Genomic DNA, 16604 nt, shown 5'->3' on the forward strand with positions numbered 1-16604 from the left:
CTATAATTTAGGCGGATTGCACATTCGGCCGGAGAGAACACATGAGCCTGGGCAAGCGGAAACTCGGCAGCCAGGGGCTCGAAGTCTCGGCAATCGGCCTCGGCTGCATGGGCATGAGCCAGTCCTACGGCCCGGCCGACGAGGCGGAATCGATCGCCACGCTGCACCGGGCGATCGAGCTCGGCTGCACCTTCCTCGACACGGCCGAAGTCTACGGGCCGTTCGTCAACGAGGAACTGCTCGGCCGCGCGCTGAAGGGGCGGCGCGACCAGGTGACCATCGCGACGAAATTCGGCTTCGTCATCAAGGACGGCAGGCAGGACGGCACTGGCCGCGACAGCCGGCCCGAGCACATCCGCGAGGTGGTGGAGGCATCGCTGAAGCGGCTCGACACCGACCGTATCGATCTCCTCTACCAGCACCGCGTCGATCCTGCCGTGCCGATGGAGGATGTCGCCGGCACGGTCGGCGAGCTGGTGGCCGCGGGCAAGGTGCGCTTCCTCGGCCTGTCGGAGGCCGGCCTCGCCAACATCCGCCGCGCCCATGCCGTGCATCCGGTGTCGGCGCTGCAGAGCGAATACTCGCTGTGGGAGCGCAATCTCGAGCCCGAGATCATCCCGCTGCTTAAGGAGCTCGCCATCGGCCTGGTGCCTTTCGCGCCGCTCGGGCGCGGCTTCCTCGCCGGCGACGTCAAGCGCGCGGAGGACTACCCGGAAGGCGATTTCCGGCGCGGCGACCCGCGCTACCAGGGCGAGAATTTCGACGCCAATGTCGCGGCGGCGAGCGCGGTGCGCGACGTGGCCGCCGCCAGGGGCGTGAAGCCCGGCCAGATCGCGATCGCCTGGCTGCTCGCCAAAGGCCCGGAATTCGGCATCGACATCGTGCCGATCCCCGGCACCAAGCGCCGGACATACCTGGAGGAGAATGTCGCCGCCGCCGACATCGGGCTTGACGCCACCGAGATGCTGCTGCTCGACATGGCGCTGACACCCGACAGGATTTCGGGGCCGCGCTACAACGAGCGGACGATGTCGATGGTGGATCGGTAGGCCTGTTTCACGCCGAGCTGCGCAGCATCAGCTCGGCGTTGAGCAGGATGCGGGCGTCACCGCGCTTGGCCGAGGACTTTTCGTCCAGCCGCTCGAGCAGCAACTCGATCGCCAGGCGGCCGATCTCGTTGTAGTTCTGCGCCACCGTCGTGATCGGCGGGCAGGCGTAGCGCGACAGCGGATGGTCGTCGTGCCCGGCGACCCTCAGATCGCAATCGGCGCCATGTCCCACCTTGAGGCCGAGCTGAAAGGCGGCGCCGAGCACGCCGAAGGCGACGCGGTCGTTGGCGCACAGCACGGTCCTGGTCGGAAAGCCGCCGGCCTTCAGGATGCGCGTCGCCTCGTCAAAGCCGAACTTCTCGAAATCCCAGGAGCGCGCGTCCTCGACCGGCACGATGCGCGGCGTCATCTTGAACTGCTGCATGGCCTCGACATAGGCCTCCTGCCTGGCCGAAGCGTTGTTGTTGACCAGCGGCATGGCGAAGTAGCAGGGCGGCTCGCCGGAGCGGCAGAGATAGTCGACGATCAGCCTGAAACTCTGCCGGTTGTCGGTGCCGACGAAGGAGGAGGTCTCGTCCAGCGGCGAGTCGACATAGATCAGCGGGATCGAGGCGCCGAGCTCAGCGAGGATCCGGTGGTGCGAGCGCACGCCGAGCGGCGCGATGATGGCGCCCGCGATGTTCATCGAGCGGAACGTCTGGATCGCCTGGTCCTCCATCTCGGCGCGCCCGTCGGAGGACAGCACGAAAGCCAGGAAGCCGGCCTCGTTGGCGATCAATTCGATGCGGCGCGTCAGCGCCATGTAGAACGGGTCCGTCGAATTCGGGATGATGACGCCGAGGATGTTGCTGCGGCGCCGATTGAGGTTGACCGCGAACATGCTCGGCCGGAAATCGGATTTCTTCAGCGCCGCCTCGATGGCGCTGCGCGTGTTCTTCCGCACCGAATTGGGATCGTTGAAATATTTGGAGACAGTCGTGCGAGACAAGCCGACGAAGTCAGAGAAATCCTCCATCGTCCTGATCGTCTTTGCCATTCACAGGCCCCTGTTCGACCCTTCCCGTCACTCTCTACGTGAGTCACCATCTTGCGCAAAGCTGCAACGCTTCGACCGTGCCAGGCGAGTTTCCGGGTCGATGGGAGTGCCGCGCGTTTTCACTCATATATCCGCCGAAAACTGCACCTTCATCGTCGCCGGATCGCCACCGCTCTTGGCGAAGAAGGGCAAAAGTTCCGCAAGCGGCAACCGGTGGCTCACCAACCGTGCCATGGTGCCGTCGTCGCGCCTCAGAATGTCGAGCGCTTGCGGGATGTTGCGGTTCAACGAATGCGAACCGGCCAGCCTGATCTGGCGGCGGAAGATCTCGAACGGCGCGACCGAGATCCTGGCGTCGGGCGCGCAGATGCCGAAGACGAGCGCAGTGCCGCCATCGGCTGTGAAGCCGATCATGCCTTCGACCACCCTGGCAACGCCGGTGGCGTCGGCAACGAAATCGAAGCCTTTCGTCCTTGCCACCAGCGCCTGCGATCCGGACAGCAGCGGCACCAGCCCGAGCGCCTCGGCGAAGGCAAGCCGCTGCTCGCTGATGTCGGCAACCGCGACGCTCGCCACCCCCCTCGCCTTCAGCGACAGCGCAAGCAGCAGGCCGATCGGGCCGGCGCCGAAGACCAGCGCGGTGCCGGGCACGCGTGCGCCTGGCTCGATGCCGGCCGCGCTGAGACCGTTCAGCACGCAGGCGAGCGGCTCGGCGAGCGCGGCGGTAGCGAAAGCGAGATCGCCGATGTCATGCAGATGATCGACGCCGACGAGGCTGAATTCGGCGAAGCCGCCGTTGGCGGTCACGCCGTAGGCTTTGAGCGAGGCGCACAGATTGGTGAGGCCCTTGCGGCAGGCGGCGCAGTGTCCGCAGGCAATGTTGGGATCGATGGCGACGCGGTCGCCGGGCTTCACGGTCGTCACGTCGGCAGCGACAGCCTCGACCGTGCCGGCATATTCATGGCCGGGAACCAGCGGGAACGCGCCTTCGCCATAGCGGCCTTGCAGGACCTCGATGTCGGTGTGGCAGAGCCCGGCGGCGCGGACCCTGACCAGAGCGTGCCCCGGTGCGATCTCCGGCATGTCCAGCTCCGCCATGCCGGCAACGCCCGCGGCGGCAAATCGGATGGCTTTCATGTCATTCTCCGTGCGGGCAACGCCTCAGCTCATCCAGTTGCCGCCGTCGACATTGTAGGTCTGGGCGAGGATGTAATCACTGTCGGACGAGGCGAGGAAGACGGCGAGCCCGGCAATGTCCTCCGGCCGCGCGAAGCGCCCGATCGGCACGGACTTCGCCACCGCCGCCTTCTTCTCGCCAGGCTTCAGGCCCTCCCAGCGGGCGAAATGGGCGTCGACGACGTCCCAATGCTCGCCGTCGACGACGCCGGGCGCGATCGCGTTGACGTTGATGCCGTGCTTGACCAGCGCCAGTGCTGCCGACTGCGTGGCCGAGATGATCGCCGCCTTGGAGGCGCAATAGAGCGTCACCAGCGCCTCGCCGCGGCGGCCGGCCTGGCTCGCCATGTTGATGATCTTGCCGCCACGGCCGCGCGCGATCATCAGATTGGCCACCGCCTTCATCATGAACAGCGGCCCCTTGAGGTTGATGCCGAAGACCTTCTCGTAGCTCGCCTCGGTGATGTCGGTGATCGGCGCCATGTCAAAGATGGCGGCGTTGTTGACGAGGATGTCGATGCCGCCGAACTCGCGGTCGACCTCGGCGGCAACGCTCTCGATCGCGGCGAGATCGCTGACGTCGAGCTTCTTCGCGCTGGCCGCCGGACCGGTCGCGGCAGCCGCCTGCGTCGCGCGTTCGAAGTCGATGTCGGCGATCACCACTTTTGCGCCCTCGCGGGCATAGGCCTGAGCGAAGCCGAGGCCGATGCCGCGCGCGCCGCCGGTGATGAGGGCAGTCCTGTTGTTCAGTTTCATGTCCAACTTTCCAAAATTCGACAACGATTTCCGGGCGGCCGCGAAAGCTTGCCTGTCAGCCGGCGCGGAACGCACGGACCCGCTTTGCCCTTGCGGGATCCGTGCATCCTCCGGGCCCGCTGCAACGGGAGGTCTGGGCAGGCCGGATCGCCAGGGGCGGCACGCTTTGCGCCCCTGGCTTGTTAGGGTGCTATTTGATGTAGCCCGCTTCCGTCATGGTGCGCTCCACCTCGGCCTGGACGCCATTCAGCGCATCGTCGACCGACTGCTCGCCGGTGACCGCGGCGGCAACGGCCTGGCCGACCTGCGTGCCAATGCCCTGGAATTCAGGGATGGCGACGAACTGGATGCCGGTATAGGGCACCGGATCCTTGGTCTGCTTGGTCGGATCGGCGGATTCGATCGCCGAAAGCACCGTCGCGGCGAAGGGCGCCGCCTTCTGGTAGTCGGCGCTGGCATAGGTGGACTTGCGGGTTCCGGGCGGCGCCGCCACCCAGCCTTCGGTCTCGCCGACGCGCTGGACATAGGCCTTCGAGGTCGCCCATTTGACAAAGGACTTCGCCGCGTCCGCCTTCTTGGTCGAGGCCGGGATGGCGAGGCTCCAGGCCCAGCCCCAGGCCGAACCGTTGGGGGTGACCGCGACCGGCGCCTTGGCGAAGGCGACCTTGTCGGCGACCTTGCTCTGCTTCGGGTCATAGACGCGGCCCGCCGCGGACGTGGCGTCGATCCACATGGCGCAATGGCCGGAAGCAAACAGCGTCTGGTTCTCGTTGAAGCCGTTGGAGCTGATGCCCGGGGGTCCATCCTTCTTCATCGTGTCGACATACCAGCCGATCGCCTTCTTCCAGGCGTCGGAATTGATCTGCGGCTTCCAGTCCATGTCGAACCACTGGCCGCCGAATGTGTTCACCAGCGTGCCGACGAAGGCCATGTTCTCGCCCCAGCCCGGCTTGCCGCGCAGGCAGAGCCCGTACTGCTCCTTCGACTTGTCGGTGAGCTTGTCGGCAAATTCGGTGATCTGGTCGTAGGTCGGCTGCTCCGGCATCTTCAGGCCGGCGGCGTCGAACAGGTCCTTGCGGTAGAGCGTGAACGAGCTTTCGGCGTAGAACGGCACTGCGTAGAGCTTGCCGTCGACGGTCAGGCCGTTGCGAACCGGCGCGATCAGGTCGTCATAGTCGTAGTCGTCGCCGAGATCGTTGAGCGACGTCAGCCAGCCTGCCTTGCCCCAGATCGGCGTCTCGTAGCCGCCGATGGTGAGCACGTCGAACTGGCCGCCCTTGGTGGCGATGTCGGTGGTGACGCGCTCGCGCAGCACGTTCTCCTCAAGCGTGACCCAATTGACCTTGTTGCCGGTCGCCTTCTCCCACTCCGGCGACAGCTTCTGCATGATGATCATGTCGCCGTTGTTGACCGTGGCGACGGTGATTTCCGTGGCGAGCGCCGTGCCTGCCGCCAGCGCCGAGGCGGTGACCGATACGGCGAGAATCCCGAAAAGCTTACCCGTTGGCATTTCGTCTCCTCCTTTACGAATGCGCATGTGTAAATGGACATGCGTATATATTCTATCGCGCTACAGAAAATTTGAGTCAAGCCGCCTGTCGCCTGATTTTCTGAGCTCCTGTCTCGCCAGGCCGGTAAATTTTCTCCAAATGATGCACATAAGAAGGCTGCGTGCGCATTGATATAAGTGAACATACGTATAGTTTCTGTTGACTTCAGCTCCGCCGCGATTTACCCCGGCTGCAGCCCGGCGCTATCGTGCGGCCGGTGCGCGCCGAAATCAGCGCCTGGCAAGGCTGGGGAGAGAAGGAATTGCAGGAATGAGCCGCCGAAGGGAGATCGCCGCCGAAGGCGCGGGGCCGACGATTGTCGCCGGCGAGATCCTGGCCGAGATCATGGCGACGGAGCCAGGTCTCGGCTTCCTCGAGCCGCTGACGCTGATGGGGCCCTATCCGAGCGGCGCGCCGGCGATCTTCATCGACCAGGTGGCGAGGCTAGGCGGCGGCGCCGGCATCGTCGCCTGCGTCGGCCGCGACGATTTCGGCATCATCAATCTGGAACGGCTCAAGCGCGACGGCGTCGATGTCTCGGCCGTGTCGATCAGCGACCGCTATCCGACCGGAAGCGCCTTCGTGCGCTACAGGCCGGACGGCGGCAGGGACTTCGTCTACAACATCGCCGAATCCGCCGCCGGGCAGATCCGCCTCACGCCGGAGGCGCGGCGACTGGCGGACGGTGCCGGCCATCTGCATGTCATGGGCTCGACCCTGTCGGTAGCGGGGCTGAAGGAGATCGTCGCCTATGCGGTGAAGGCGGTGCGGGCGCGCGGCGGCTCGACCTCCTTCGACCCGAATGTGCGCAAGGAGCTGATCGACGGCGCCGACGGCGCGCTGCTTTCCGCCCTTGTCGACGACGCCGATCTCCTGCTGCCTTCCGGCGACGAGCTGCTTGCCGCGGCCGGCGTCAACGACGAGGAACAGGCTGTGGCGGCGCTGATCGCCAGGGGCGTTGGCGAGATCGTGCTGAAGCGCGGCGCCGCCGGCTCAACCCGTTTCGGCGCCGACGGCAGCCGGATCGACTGCGCCGGCTTCCTGGTCGAGGAAGTCGACCCGACCGGGGCCGGCGACTGTTTCGGCGCCACCTACCTCACCTGCCGGCGCAAGGGGATGGAGCCGGCCAAGGCGCTGTTCTATGCCAATGCCGCGGGCGCCCGCAACGTGACGCGGCGCGGGCCGATGGAAGGCCTTGCCGGTCTCGACGTGCTTGACGACTTCATCGCCGGGACGGCGCGAGCGACATGATGACCAATCCGCTGACAGGCCTCGCCACCGCGCGCAGAAACGGGTCGCCCTATGGCATCACCTCGATCTGCTCGGCGCATCCGCTGGTGATCCAGGCGGCGATCCGGCGCGCCGTCGCCGACCCGGATTTGATGCTGCTGATCGAGGCGACCTGCAACCAGGTCAACCAGTTCGGCGGCTATACCGGGATGACGCCCGACCTGTTCGTCGCCTTCGTCAAGGAGATCGCCAGCCGCGAGGGGCTCCAGCCCTCGCGCATCATCTTCGGCGGCGACCATCTCGGGCCCAATCCATGGCGCTCCGAGCCGGCGGCGCAGGCGATGGCCAAGGCCGAAGCCATGGTCACGGCCTATGTCTGGGCCGGCTTCAGCAAGATCCATCTCGACGCCTCGATGGGCTGCGCCGGCGAGCCCGCAGCCCTCGACGACGAGACCATCGCGACGCGGGCCGCCCGGCTCGCCAAGGCGGCCGAGAAGGCGGCGCGGGCCAAGGACGGCGCGCTGCCGCTCTACATCATCGGCACCGAGGTTCCCGTCCCCGGCGGCGCCGATCACGCGCTCAGCGACCTGAAGCCAACCGAAGCGGCGGCAGCGCGGCGCACGATCGAAATCCATCGCGAGATTTTTGCGCGCGAGGGCCTCGGTGAAGCGTTCGGCCGCGTCATCGCTTTGGTCGTGCAGCCGGGCGTCGAATTCGGCAGCGAGAACGTCATCGCGTACAAGCCGGAAGCACCGAAAGCGCTGACCGCACTGCTCGATGAACAGCCGTCGCTCGTCTACGAGGCGCACTCCACCGACTACCAGAGCCGCGCGGCGCTGACGGCGCTGGTCGCCAACGGCTTTCCGATCCTCAAGGTCGGCCCGGGCCTGACCTTCGCCTTGCGCGAGGCGCTCTACGGGCTCGACCTGATCGCCGCGGAAATGGTCCCCGGCTATGGCGAGCGCTCGCTTGCCCGCGCGATGGAGCGCGTGATGCTGGCGGCGCCCGGCCATTGGCGCAGTCATTATCATGGCGGCGAGACCAGCCTCTATCTGCAGCGTCACTACAGCTACAGCGATCGCATCCGCTACTATTGGAGCAATCCCGCGGCAAGCGTCGCCGTCGGCCGCCTGCGCGAGGTGCTTACCGGCGTCGGCATCCCCGAAACGCTGATGCGGCAGTTCCTGCCGACGCTGCCGGCAGGCCTCGGGCCGGCGAGCGATCCCGAAGCCATCCTGCTCGCGGCGGTCGATGCGGTGCTGGCGGATTACGAGGCGGCGTGCCGGGGCGGGTGAGCTGAGGACCTAAACCGGAGATGCCGGCGGGACAGCTCCTACTCAAACCCCGCCGCCGGCGCCCGCGGCCCGTCGTCCTCCTCCGGCGGTTGGAGGATCTCGATCAGCCGCGCCACCCGCGTGCCCGGCAAGTGGCGGCCCTCATTGACCAGCGCCTCGTCGGCGCCGATCCAGGCGAAGGCCTCGCGCAGTTCGCCGAGGCTGGCGCCGGTCAGCGCGATGTCAGCGAGGACGGCCTCGTCCACCGGACCCAGCACTGAAATGATGTCGTCGCGTGTCATGGTTGCCTCCGCGCCGGCCTGGCACCGAAGGGCCCGGCCCTGGTGACGGAATCTGGGGCGCGAAATCGGATAAGCAATGGCAGAGCCGGGTTTGGCGCGGATTCGAAACGCGGTCCTCGGCGAGCGGGCGTCAGGCGCCGGAATGTGGATCGATGCTGTAAGGATGGACGGGATAGTCGGGACCGATCGCGTCCCGCACCCGGCCGATCCACGCCGTCACGAACGGATAGTCCGCGAGCTTAAAGCCGCAATCCTCGGCGCGGTGGCTGTAGGCATAGACGGCGATGTCGGCAATGGTGAGAGTGTCACCGACAAGGAACGCCCCGTCGGCGAGGCTGCGCTCCAGCGCCGCCAGCGTACGGGCGCCGGCTTCGCGCTTGCCCGAAACCATCGCCTGATTGCGCTCGAGCCGCCCGGTCAGGACCCAGTACCGCAGCGAGCCAATCACCGGCTCGACATAATACTGCTCGAAGAACAGCCATTGCATCACCTTGGCGCGGAGAAGCCGGTCTGCCGGCAGATAGGATGTGCCCTCCGCGACGCAGACGAGGATCGCGTTGGACTCGGCGATCGCCTGCCCATTCTCAACGGCGAGCACCGGCACGGCGCCGGCCGGGTTGAGCTTAAGGAAAGCCTCCGTGTGGCTCTCGCCCTCGAAAATCGAGACGACGCGGGTTTCGTAGGCGATGCCGAGCAAGCCGAGCAGGACCCTCACCTTCCAGCCATTCTGCGACGGCAGATAATCGTAGAGCGTGAGCATGGTGGGCCCTTTCGTCCAATCGGGACCGGCTTCGCATAGCGCAGGGGTATGGTCCACCCGATTTATGCTAGGCCCCGAAGCGGCTCTAAACAGCCGCCGGCGATGTCAATCAGCGGGTGTAACGATCCGAACGACGACCATCGAATCGAGCCCCAGCACGCGAGCGAGGGCCAGTGCATTCGGCACCAATATGGGGAGTCTGCGTCGAAGGGAGCATTGCTGTGCGTCAGGTTGAAGAGCGCCTTTGCGCAGACCTCTTCGAACATATACTGGGCCAAAGCCTGCACATCGTTCGCCTTTTCGGCCCGCAAGGTCTTGTGCCGGATATGATCGAAAAGGTGATGTGCTTTCAGCCAGGCCCCGCGATCTTTGACCATCGTGCGAAGGCGATCGAGAGTCTCGGTGTCGCGGACGTGCGGACCGAAGAACTCAAAGAGCTCCTGCATCTGTCGCAGCATGTCCCAACCTCTGGTCGGCATGAATGTCGTATGTCCCTCCTCGTCGGAAGCCGCCCTCACCCCCGCTTCTCGATATCGGCAGCCACAGCCATCGCTTCCAGGCCGATCTCGCGCAGCAGGCCGGTGACCGGGTTGTGGAAGCCGACGAGGTAGAGGCCGAGCTCCGAGGCGCGGGCGTTGACGCCGCTCTTCTGCGGCCTGAGCTCCGCCGGCAGGAACTTGTCGTAGGCGGGGCGGTAGCCGGTGGCGAGGATGACGGCGTCGAAGTCTTCCTGCCGGCCGTCGACGAAGGTGGCGTCACCCTCGCCGAAGCGCTTGATGTCGGGCGCGACCTTGATCCTGCCGGCCTTGATCGCCGCCACCGTGCCGACATCGATGACCGGGATGCGGCCGGCGTCGATCTGCTTCAAGATGCCCTCCTTCGGCCGGACAAGGCCGTATTTCTCGAGCTTGCCCAGCGCCAGGTCGAGGATGATCGGGAACATCCGGTCGTTGAGGCCCTGCGGCATCGGCCGGCTGGCGATGCCGACCATCTGGATCGGCACGCCGAACAACTGGCGCGGCACGATGTGGACGCCCTTGCGCACCGACAGCGTCGGGTCGGCGCCGCTCTCGGCAAGGTCGAGCGCGATCTCGGCGCCGGTGTTGCCCATGCCGACGACCAGCACCTTCCTGCCGATGAAGGGCGCGGCCTCGGTATAGTCGGCGCTGTGCAGCACCTTGCCCTTGAAGGTCTCGATGTCGGGAAAGCTGGGAACGATGGGCTCGGCATTGTTGCCGCTGGCGACCACGACATGGCGCGCCGTCAGCGCGTCGGATCCGATCTCGACCCGGAAACCGTCCTTGTCGCGGCGGATGGTGTCGACCGTCACGCCGAAGCGCGGCCTGAGCTCGAAACGTTCGGCATAGGCATCGAGATAGGCCACGACCTTCTCGCGCGGCACGTAGCGCGGATGGTCGCTCGGAAACGGCACGAAGGGCAGCGAGGAGAACGACTTCACCGTATGCAGATGCAGCCGCCGATAGTGCCGCCGCCAGGCCGGCGCCACCTGATCGGCCTTTTCGAGCATGATGAAATCCACCCCGGCCCGGCGCAAGCAAGCGCCGACGGCAAGGCCGGCCGGCCCGGCGCCGACAATCACGACATTGGTATCCAAGCGGTTTCCTCCCCTCCCAGGTCATGGCAGGCTATGCCGGGAGGTGTGGGCGGGACAAGTGGGGGTGCCCATCTCCCCCCTTGTGGGGGAGAAAGCGATTTCAACATCTTAGCGAAGCTAAGTGTTAGAAATCGCAAGAGAGGGGATTTGCTTGGGAGCTCCCTTTGCGGACTTCGGCCAGGATTGTCAGGCAAACGCCGTCGATGTTTCGCACCACTTCGTCGTTCCAGAAGCGCAGGGTCCTGAAGCCTTTCATCGCAAAATGCCGGTCGCGCCGGCATCCCGTTCCGACTCTGAATGCTGGCCGCCGTCGACCTCGACGATCAGCCGCGCCTCGAAGCAGACGAAGTCGAGAATGTAGCCGTCAAGTGGCACCTGCCGCTTGAACTTCAGACCCTCGAGCTGCCTGTTGCGCAGCACCTGCCACGGGATGTTCTCGGCCTTCGTCGCATCGGCACGCGGTAGTGTCTCAGTTTGAAATTTGAGCGGGTATCGCCAGCCATAAGGTCGCGATCTACACCGTCTGGTACAACTTCATCAAAATGCACAAGACGTTGAAGATGACGCCTGCAATGGCCGCTGGCGTGTCGCAAACTCTGTGGTCGATGGAAGACCTTTGCGAGAAGATGGATGCGGTTGCGCCGAAGCCGGGAAAGCGTGGGCCGTACAAGAAACGTGTCGCGACCGACTAGCCGTCATCTTCGATGGTGCCGCCGACCGTATCTCGGAGCAATCGCAGCAGGCGCAATACGACCTGATCCTTAGAGTGGTGCCTACCGCTAACATCGACTTGGACATCCCCGTTGCCTTCCAAACTGACGTAGGCGATAGCGTCGCTTCCGCCTAGAGTGGGCAGCACCCAAGGATGCCGTTGGCCGGGGAGTTGTCGGTCCAACTCCGCTTCAGTTTGTGCCTTCCCTATCGTTCCAACCAAGAAATATGACTTCATGCATTCTGATAGGATGACCGGTCCCAAATTTCAAACTGAGACACTACCCGGCACGCATGGCTCTTGCAAAGACACGGCGCTGTGGCGGAACCTGTTGGCGCATGTGCGTGAAAATCCCCTCTCTTGCGATTTCTAACACTTAGCTTCGCTAAGATGTTGAAATCGCTCTCTCCCCCACAAGGGGGAGATAGGCGCCTCAACCCCTGACCTCCTCACCGCCCGGCCTTTCTTCCCCTCAGCCCAGCCCCGCCAGCTTCGCCGCATCCCGGATGGCCCTGACGGCCTCCGGGTTGGTCACGGGATAGCCCGAGATGAAGCCCTCGACGGAAAAGTCGGGGAACTCGGCCGCGAGCCGCGCCACGAATCCGGCCGCCTCGGCGCCCTCGCCCGACGCCGCATGGGAAAGCGCCAGGAACATCAGCACATTGGGCGAGTCCGGCGTGCTTCGGCGCAAGGCCGCGATGGCTTCCCGGTGCCTGCCGGCGCAGAACAGGACGCGGCCCTGCATGCCGAAATACCAGGGCGGGGCGAGCGGGTTGAGACGCATGGCGCGCTCGATGAGCGGGATCGCCTCGGCCGGATCGCCTGCGACCAGCGCCTTGCTGCCGGCAAGCAGCGCCAGCGTGTCTGCATGGTTGGGGCCACATTCATAGGCTCTTTTGTAGGCGCGCTCCGCGGCATCGAGGTCGCCGAGGCATCCCATGAGATCGCCGAAGCAGTTGCAGGCGCTGCTGTCGAAGGGATCGAGCCGGATCGCATTTTCGACCGCCGCGCGCCATTTCTCGATCGATGCCCGCGGATCGCGGCCAAAGCAGTTGCCGGCTTCGATCGAATAGGCGTAGGCGAGCTCGGTCCAGGCCCTGACCAGCGTCGGGTCGAGTTCCAGCGCGCGTGAAAACAGCCGGATCGCTTCCGCGTTGCCGGCGCGGCTGAAGGTGTTGTGCTGCTCGACGCCAAGCAGATAGAGATCATAGGCGCGCAGGCTGGCCGGCGGCTTGCGGCGAACCGCGTTGCGCCCGATCGTGGCGATCGTCCCGAAACAGCCGGCGAGCACATTGATGACGCTTTCGGTCAGACTGTCCTGCAGCGCGAAGATGTCCTCGACCGGACGGTCGTAGCGCTCACTCCACAGGCTGAGGCCGCTTCCCGCGTCGGCAAGCTCCATCGTCAGCCGCACCCGCCGGTCGTCGGCGCGTAGCTGGCCCGACACGATGTAGGCGGCGCCCAGCGCCTTGCCGTCAGCGGCGAAGTCGGCCGGCTTGCTGCCCAGCGCCTTCATGGTGTGGAAGGCGATGACCGGAAGGCCCGCGTAGCGCGCAAGGTCGACGGTGATGTCCGACGACAGGCCGTTGGCGAAGCGGCGCCAGCGCTCTTCATCGCTCAGGCATTCGATCGGGAATATCGCCAGCACCGGCGAAGCGCCGGGCAAGGCCGACGGCTTGTCCGGCGGCAAGCTGGCAATGCCATTGAGGTGCGCGGCAAGCGCCACTTTGTTGCGCACGCCGAGCTTCTCGTAGATCGCGGCGAGATGGGTGCGCACGGTCGATGGCGCGATGAACAGCGCCTCGCCGATCTGGCGATAGGTCAGGCCAGCCGCGAATTTCTCCGCCACGGCGCGCTCGCGCTCGGACAGCGCCGGCGAAGACGCTGAAGAGGTGGCCGCTGTCGCGTTGTGGTTCATGCCGATTCCCTGCCCGCGGACGTGCGCACTATCAACGCCTGCCGTGGCAAAATACTACAAATGCAGGACCTAAAACACCGCATCTGGCCGATCCCCTCGCAGGCGCACCGGGTGCAAGCTCCCTTGCAGCGAGAGGCTGCAATCACGGGAGGTTTCCATGCGGAGCGTTTCCATAGGACTGGCGTGCGCGATCCTGGGCTTTTCTTCCCCGTCGCCGTCATTGGCCAGCGGCTGCAGGCAGATGCTGGAATCGGACGTGAAAATCGCCAGCATGCGCCTCTATGCCGACATACTGGCCAATGCCGCCCGCAATGGCTGGGACTACGCGCCGGATGCGATCGCCAGCGGCTCGAAGCGGCATTTCGAGGAGATGAAGCTGGAATTGATCGCGGCCGGATATGAGATCGTCCCCGTCGGCGCCCGGCCGCGCTGTCCCCACTTCGACGCGCTGGCGAGCGAATAGCAACGAAAAGGCCGGGGTCGCCGGGCCGCGGCGCCGAGAGCCGATTTCAGCAAAATATCAGCAGCCGTTCAGGACGGCGAGCGCGCGTTGCGGCAATGCTGAAGCAATACAGGCCTCGGAGCGACTGGGAAACCACTGATCCTGGAGATCGATCATGCGTGAGAAAGCTGAAGGAGCGCTTTGGCCCTCGATGCTGGCGCAGGAGGAAACGCAGCGCATCCTGTCGATGGGCGTTGCCGGGTTCATCTGCGGCGAAGCCAATGAGATGCTGGCCTATTTCGAGCGGCAGTCGCCGTGCGATCCGGCACCCCGGTCCGGCGGGCGGCCGAGCCTATGGCTCCGGATTCGCCCAATCCTTCCGCACTTCATTTTTCCGGGCGGCTTCTTTCGGACTTGACCTTGCGGGCATTCTGCCGCTCCGATAATCGCCGCGCGAAGGTGCGCGACGATGGGGCAAGGGCTTGTCGCAACAGATCGGCAGCGCGGTTCTCGATCTTGACCTGGGCACGCTCAGGCGTGACGGCGAGATCGTGCCGGTCCGGCCGAAAACCTTCGAGCTTCTGGCGTTCCTGATACGTAATTCCGGCAGGGTGCTGAGCAAGGACGAATTGTTGCGGGCGGTCTGGCCGGACACCATGGTCACCGAGGATTCGCTCACCCAGTGCATTCGCGACGCGCGCAAGTCGATCGGTGACGAGGCGCAGGCGCTGATCCGTACCGTCCCCCGACGCGGCTATCTGTTCCAGGCCGCCGAAATGCAGGCCGCGGATCCGCTGGCACAAGCGCCGGTTCAGCCGCGACGGGCGGCCGAACCGATGGTCGCCATCCTGCCGTTCCGCGTTGAGACGTGCGACGCGCCCGGCAAGGTGCTGTTCGACGGCGCGGTCGAGGAGATCACCAACGCGCTGTCCCACTTCAAGACCATAGCGGTGATGGCACGCCACTCGGCCTTCGCGCTCGCCGAGCATTGGACGGAGGATATCAACGCGACCGCCGTACGGCTCGGCGCCGACTACATAGCGGAAGGGGTCGTGGAATCCGCTGGAGGCGGCTACAGCGCGCGCGTCGTGCTGACCGAGACGGCATCCGGCCGTCGCGTCTGGTCGCAAGGCTTCACGTTCGTCAAAGGCGATATCTTCGCCTTCCAGAAAACGGTCGCTCAGCGGATCGCGACCGCGCTGGTCACCAACGTCGAAAGCGCGGTCATGCGGCGTGGCCAGCCCGCATCCACCGCCAATGTCGAGGCCTACCTCCATCTGCTGCGCGGCATGGCTCTGCTGCGCAGCTATGGCGATGGAGTGAACGAGGAGGCACGCGAGCATTTCCTCAAGGCGCTGGAACGCGATCCGGAATCAGGCCTTGCGCATGCCTATCTGGCGCTTGCCGACATGATCATAGGAGGCTGTTCCGCCGCGCCGCGTGCCGTGCTCGATCAGGCGCGCGACCGGGCGCTGCACGCAATCGCGGTCAGTCCCGACGAGGGGCGATGCCACAGGATCCTGGCACTGACGCTGCTCTGGCGGGGCTGCGACGAATACGAAGCCGCCGAAAAGCACTTCGCTCGCGCGCTCGACCTCAATCCCTACGATGCCGACACGCTCGCCCAGACCGGTTACTTCAGGGCGCTGCGAGGCGATGGCGAAGCCGGGCTGGCGCTGCTCGACCAGGCCATCCAGCTCAACCCGATGCATCCGAGCTGGTATTATTTCGACCGCGGCGTAGCCTTGTTCATCGCCGGCCGCTACCGTGAGGCCGCGGCTTCCTTCTCCTGCCTGCCGCTCAAGGGCGTCCGGCAATGGGCGCGACTGGCGGCGTGCCACGCGCTCTGCGGCGACACCGAGAAAGCCAAGGCTTGCGTTAGGGAAGGCCGCGCGCTGGATTCGGGCCTGACCGTGGCGGATATCCTTGCAGACCTGCGCATAGAGTGCGCCGAGAACTGTGACCGGTTGCGAACCGGTCTCGAGCGCGCCGGCTGGGACAACACGCCGGCATAGCCGGTCCGCCGCGCAGCGGGCATGATGGCCGGCGATCGCCCGCCGACTCGGGCTCCATTGCCAATCCGCGGGGGCGCATGAAACCAGCCATCCTCTTGCTTTTGCTCGCGGCCATGCTGCCGTCCACATCGGCGCGGGCCGGCGACTGGAAGCCGGTCGAAAAGGTCGAGACCTATGCAATCTCAGGCCGGACCGCGCCCGAGCTCTATGCCTCGATCGGCGAGAAAGGCCCGGTGATCGGCAAGGACAGTGCAGGCAACGAACGGCGCGTCATCGCGCATACCAATTTCAAGCTGACCTGGCAGCGCGACTACCAGCCTGAGGGCGGCGCCTGCGTGCTGAAGACGGCGCGGCCGAAGCTCACCCTCACCTACACGCTGCCGAAGCCAGCCACGCCGATGCCGGCGGGTTTGCAAAAGCGCTGGGACAGTTTCGCCGCCGGCCTCGCCGCGCATGAGAAGGTGCATGGCGCCCAGATCGTCGACATGGTGCAAAAGATCGAGGCGCTGAGCGTGGGCTTCACGATCGCCGACGACCCCGGCTGCAAGAAGATCAGGACCGAGCTCACCGCACGGCTTGCCGAACTTTCACAAGCGCAGCGTCAGGCCAGCCGCGATTTCGACCGCGTCGAGTTCGGACCGGGCGGGAATTTGCAGAGGCTGGTGCTGGCGTTTGTGAATGGGGAATGAGCCCAGCTCAGCCAAGGTCATCCGAACATTTGCGATGATCGATCTCCACCCCGGCGAGAAAATCGGCAGATCCGTGATTC

At 65.5% G+C, this 16604-nt stretch carries 18 protein-coding genes and 1 pseudogene; 8 read left to right on the forward strand and 11 right to left on the reverse strand.

Features of this window, described 5'->3' with window-relative positions; all coding sequences use genetic code 11:
* Positions 1-41 precede the first annotated feature (41 nt).
* The gene (locus EJ073_RS08210; protein ID WP_126055275.1) at positions 42-1049 is read left to right on the forward strand and encodes an aldo/keto reductase; all 1008 of its coding nucleotides are present in this window, start codon (positions 42-44) and stop codon (positions 1047-1049) included.
* A gap of 7 nt (positions 1050-1056) precedes the next feature.
* On the opposite strand, the gene EJ073_RS08215 is transcribed toward EJ073_RS08210, so the two are convergent.
* The 4 genes from EJ073_RS08215 to EJ073_RS08230 form a co-directional block, all read right to left on the reverse strand.
* Positions 1057-2064 (reverse strand): LacI family DNA-binding transcriptional regulator, encoded by a 1008-nt coding sequence (locus tag EJ073_RS08215; protein WP_189347784.1) that lies wholly within the window; start codon positions 2062-2064, stop codon positions 1057-1059.
* Positions 2065-2208: 144 nt separating this feature from the next.
* Positions 2209-3222, reverse strand: coding sequence for a zinc-dependent alcohol dehydrogenase family protein (locus EJ073_RS08220; protein ID WP_126055277.1), 1014 nt, complete (start codon positions 3220-3222; stop codon positions 2209-2211).
* A 24-nt stretch (positions 3223-3246) separates the two neighbouring features.
* Positions 3247-4017 (reverse strand): L-iditol 2-dehydrogenase, encoded by a 771-nt coding sequence (locus tag EJ073_RS08225; protein ID WP_126055278.1) that lies wholly within the window; start codon positions 4015-4017, stop codon positions 3247-3249.
* 190 nt (positions 4018-4207) lie between these two features.
* Positions 4208-5527, reverse strand: a complete 1320-nt coding sequence (locus tag EJ073_RS08230; RefSeq protein ID WP_189363170.1) for a sugar ABC transporter substrate-binding protein — start codon at positions 5525-5527, stop codon at positions 4208-4210.
* Positions 5528-5837: 310 nt separating this feature from the next.
* Between EJ073_RS08230 and EJ073_RS08235 the strand changes: the two genes are divergently transcribed.
* Entirely contained in the window at positions 5838-6818 is a 981-nt protein-coding gene (locus tag EJ073_RS08235) for a sugar kinase (RefSeq protein WP_126055279.1), read from the forward strand.
* The gene (locus EJ073_RS08240) at positions 6818-8092 is read left to right on the forward strand and encodes a D-tagatose-bisphosphate aldolase, class II, non-catalytic subunit (protein WP_126059125.1); all 1275 of its coding nucleotides are present in this window, start codon (positions 6818-6820) and stop codon (positions 8090-8092) included. Before EJ073_RS08235 ends, EJ073_RS08240 begins: the two co-directional genes overlap by 1 nt.
* Positions 8093-8130: 38 nt before the next feature.
* Here the strand turns inward: EJ073_RS08240 and EJ073_RS08245 are convergent, their stop codons facing one another.
* The 6 genes from EJ073_RS08245 to EJ073_RS32910 form a co-directional block, all read right to left on the reverse strand.
* Positions 8131-8373 carry a hypothetical protein gene (locus tag EJ073_RS08245; protein ID WP_126055280.1) on the reverse strand — a complete coding sequence of 81 codons (243 nt, stop codon included), beginning with the start codon at positions 8371-8373 and terminating at the stop codon, positions 8131-8133.
* Between the two features lie 130 nt (positions 8374-8503).
* Positions 8504-9133 carry a glutathione S-transferase family protein gene (locus EJ073_RS08250; RefSeq protein ID WP_126055281.1) on the reverse strand — a complete coding sequence of 210 codons (630 nt, stop codon included), beginning with the start codon at positions 9131-9133 and terminating at the stop codon, positions 8504-8506.
* A 62-nt stretch (positions 9134-9195) separates the two neighbouring features.
* Positions 9196-9591, reverse strand: a complete 396-nt coding sequence (locus tag EJ073_RS08255) for a hypothetical protein (RefSeq protein ID WP_245455502.1) — start codon at positions 9589-9591, stop codon at positions 9196-9198.
* Positions 9592-9647: 56 nt separating this feature from the next.
* Positions 9648-10748 carry an NAD(P)/FAD-dependent oxidoreductase gene (locus tag EJ073_RS08260; protein ID WP_126055282.1) on the reverse strand — a complete coding sequence of 367 codons (1101 nt, stop codon included), beginning with the start codon at positions 10746-10748 and terminating at the stop codon, positions 9648-9650.
* Positions 10749-10872: 124 nt separating this feature from the next.
* Positions 10873-11004, reverse strand: a complete 132-nt coding sequence (locus EJ073_RS32905; protein WP_348627246.1) for a DUF559 domain-containing protein — start codon at positions 11002-11004, stop codon at positions 10873-10875.
* A complete protein-coding gene (locus EJ073_RS32910; protein ID WP_348627247.1) occupies positions 11001-11168 on the reverse strand; it encodes a DUF559 domain-containing protein in 168 nt (55 codons plus the stop codon). Before EJ073_RS32910 ends, EJ073_RS32905 begins: the two co-directional genes overlap by 4 nt.
* An 86-nt stretch (positions 11169-11254) precedes the next feature.
* Between EJ073_RS32910 and EJ073_RS32025 the strand changes: the two are divergent.
* A pseudogene (locus EJ073_RS32025) lies at positions 11255-11365 on the forward strand (IS1 family transposase); the annotation flags it as partial.
* Between the two features lie 567 nt (positions 11366-11932).
* Here EJ073_RS32025 and EJ073_RS08270 read toward each other — a convergent pair.
* Complete coding sequence (locus EJ073_RS08270; protein WP_126055283.1) at positions 11933-13378, reverse strand: LuxR C-terminal-related transcriptional regulator; 1446 nt, start codon at positions 13376-13378, stop codon at positions 11933-11935.
* Between the two features lie 256 nt (positions 13379-13634).
* Here EJ073_RS08270 and EJ073_RS08275 point away from each other — a divergent pair, with 256 nt between their 5' ends.
* The 4 genes from EJ073_RS08275 to EJ073_RS08290 all read left to right on the forward strand — a co-directional run bounded on the left by EJ073_RS08275 (position 13635) and on the right by EJ073_RS08290 (position 16524).
* Positions 13635-13841, forward strand: coding sequence for a hypothetical protein (locus EJ073_RS08275; RefSeq protein ID WP_126055284.1), 207 nt, complete (start codon positions 13635-13637; stop codon positions 13839-13841).
* Positions 13842-14031: 190 nt separating this feature from the next.
* A complete protein-coding gene (locus tag EJ073_RS08280; RefSeq protein WP_126055285.1) occupies positions 14032-14238 on the forward strand; it encodes a hypothetical protein in 207 nt (68 codons plus the stop codon).
* A gap of 64 nt (positions 14239-14302) precedes the next feature.
* Positions 14303-15835 (forward strand): winged helix-turn-helix domain-containing protein, encoded by a 1533-nt coding sequence (locus tag EJ073_RS08285; protein WP_126055286.1) that lies wholly within the window; start codon positions 14303-14305, stop codon positions 15833-15835.
* A gap of 77 nt (positions 15836-15912) precedes the next feature.
* On the forward strand, positions 15913-16524 hold the full coding sequence (locus tag EJ073_RS08290) for a DUF922 domain-containing protein (protein ID WP_126055287.1): 612 nt from the start codon (positions 15913-15915) through the stop codon (positions 16522-16524).
* Positions 16525-16604: the final 80 nt, after the last annotated feature.

The organism is Mesorhizobium sp. M4B.F.Ca.ET.058.02.1.1 (assembly GCF_003952505.1).
Classification (GTDB): Bacteria; Pseudomonadota; Alphaproteobacteria; order Rhizobiales; family Rhizobiaceae; genus Mesorhizobium.

What these genes read in the sequence shown, in the direction of transcription:
- EJ073_RS32905 (WP_348627246.1), bottom strand. Translation starts at nt 11,004, where the DNA reads ATGAAAGGCTTCAGGACCCTGCGCTTCTGGAACGACGAAGTGGTGCGA.
- EJ073_RS08225 (WP_126055278.1), bottom strand. Translation starts at nt 4,017, where the DNA reads ATGAAACTGAACAACAGGACTGCCCTCATCACCGGCGGCGCGCGCGGC.
- EJ073_RS08210 (WP_126055275.1), top strand. Translation starts at nt 42, where the DNA reads ATGAGCCTGGGCAAGCGGAAACTCGGCAGCCAGGGGCTCGAAGTCTCG.
- EJ073_RS08290 (WP_126055287.1), top strand. Translation starts at nt 15,913, where the DNA reads ATGAAACCAGCCATCCTCTTGCTTTTGCTCGCGGCCATGCTGCCGTCC.
- EJ073_RS08250 (WP_126055281.1), bottom strand. Translation starts at nt 9,133, where the DNA reads ATGCTCACGCTCTACGATTATCTGCCGTCGCAGAATGGCTGGAAGGTG.
- EJ073_RS08215 (WP_189347784.1), bottom strand. Translation starts at nt 2,064, where the DNA reads ATGGAGGATTTCTCTGACTTCGTCGGCTTGTCTCGCACGACTGTCTCC.
- EJ073_RS08270 (WP_126055283.1), bottom strand. Translation starts at nt 13,378, where the DNA reads ATGAACCACAACGCGACAGCGGCCACCTCTTCAGCGTCTTCGCCGGCG.
- EJ073_RS08220 (WP_126055277.1), bottom strand. Translation starts at nt 3,222, where the DNA reads ATGAAAGCCATCCGATTTGCCGCCGCGGGCGTTGCCGGCATGGCGGAG.
- EJ073_RS08255 (WP_245455502.1), bottom strand. Translation starts at nt 9,591, where the DNA reads ATGCTGCGACAGATGCAGGAGCTCTTTGAGTTCTTCGGTCCGCACGTC.
- EJ073_RS08240 (WP_126059125.1), top strand. Translation starts at nt 6,818, where the DNA reads ATGACCAATCCGCTGACAGGCCTCGCCACCGCGCGCAGAAACGGGTCG.
- EJ073_RS08235 (WP_126055279.1), top strand. Translation starts at nt 5,838, where the DNA reads ATGAGCCGCCGAAGGGAGATCGCCGCCGAAGGCGCGGGGCCGACGATT.
- EJ073_RS08245 (WP_126055280.1), bottom strand. Translation starts at nt 8,373, where the DNA reads ATGACACGCGACGACATCATTTCAGTGCTGGGTCCGGTGGACGAGGCC.
- EJ073_RS08280 (WP_126055285.1), top strand. Translation starts at nt 14,032, where the DNA reads ATGCTGGCGCAGGAGGAAACGCAGCGCATCCTGTCGATGGGCGTTGCC.
- EJ073_RS08230 (WP_189363170.1), bottom strand. Translation starts at nt 5,527, where the DNA reads ATGCCAACGGGTAAGCTTTTCGGGATTCTCGCCGTATCGGTCACCGCC.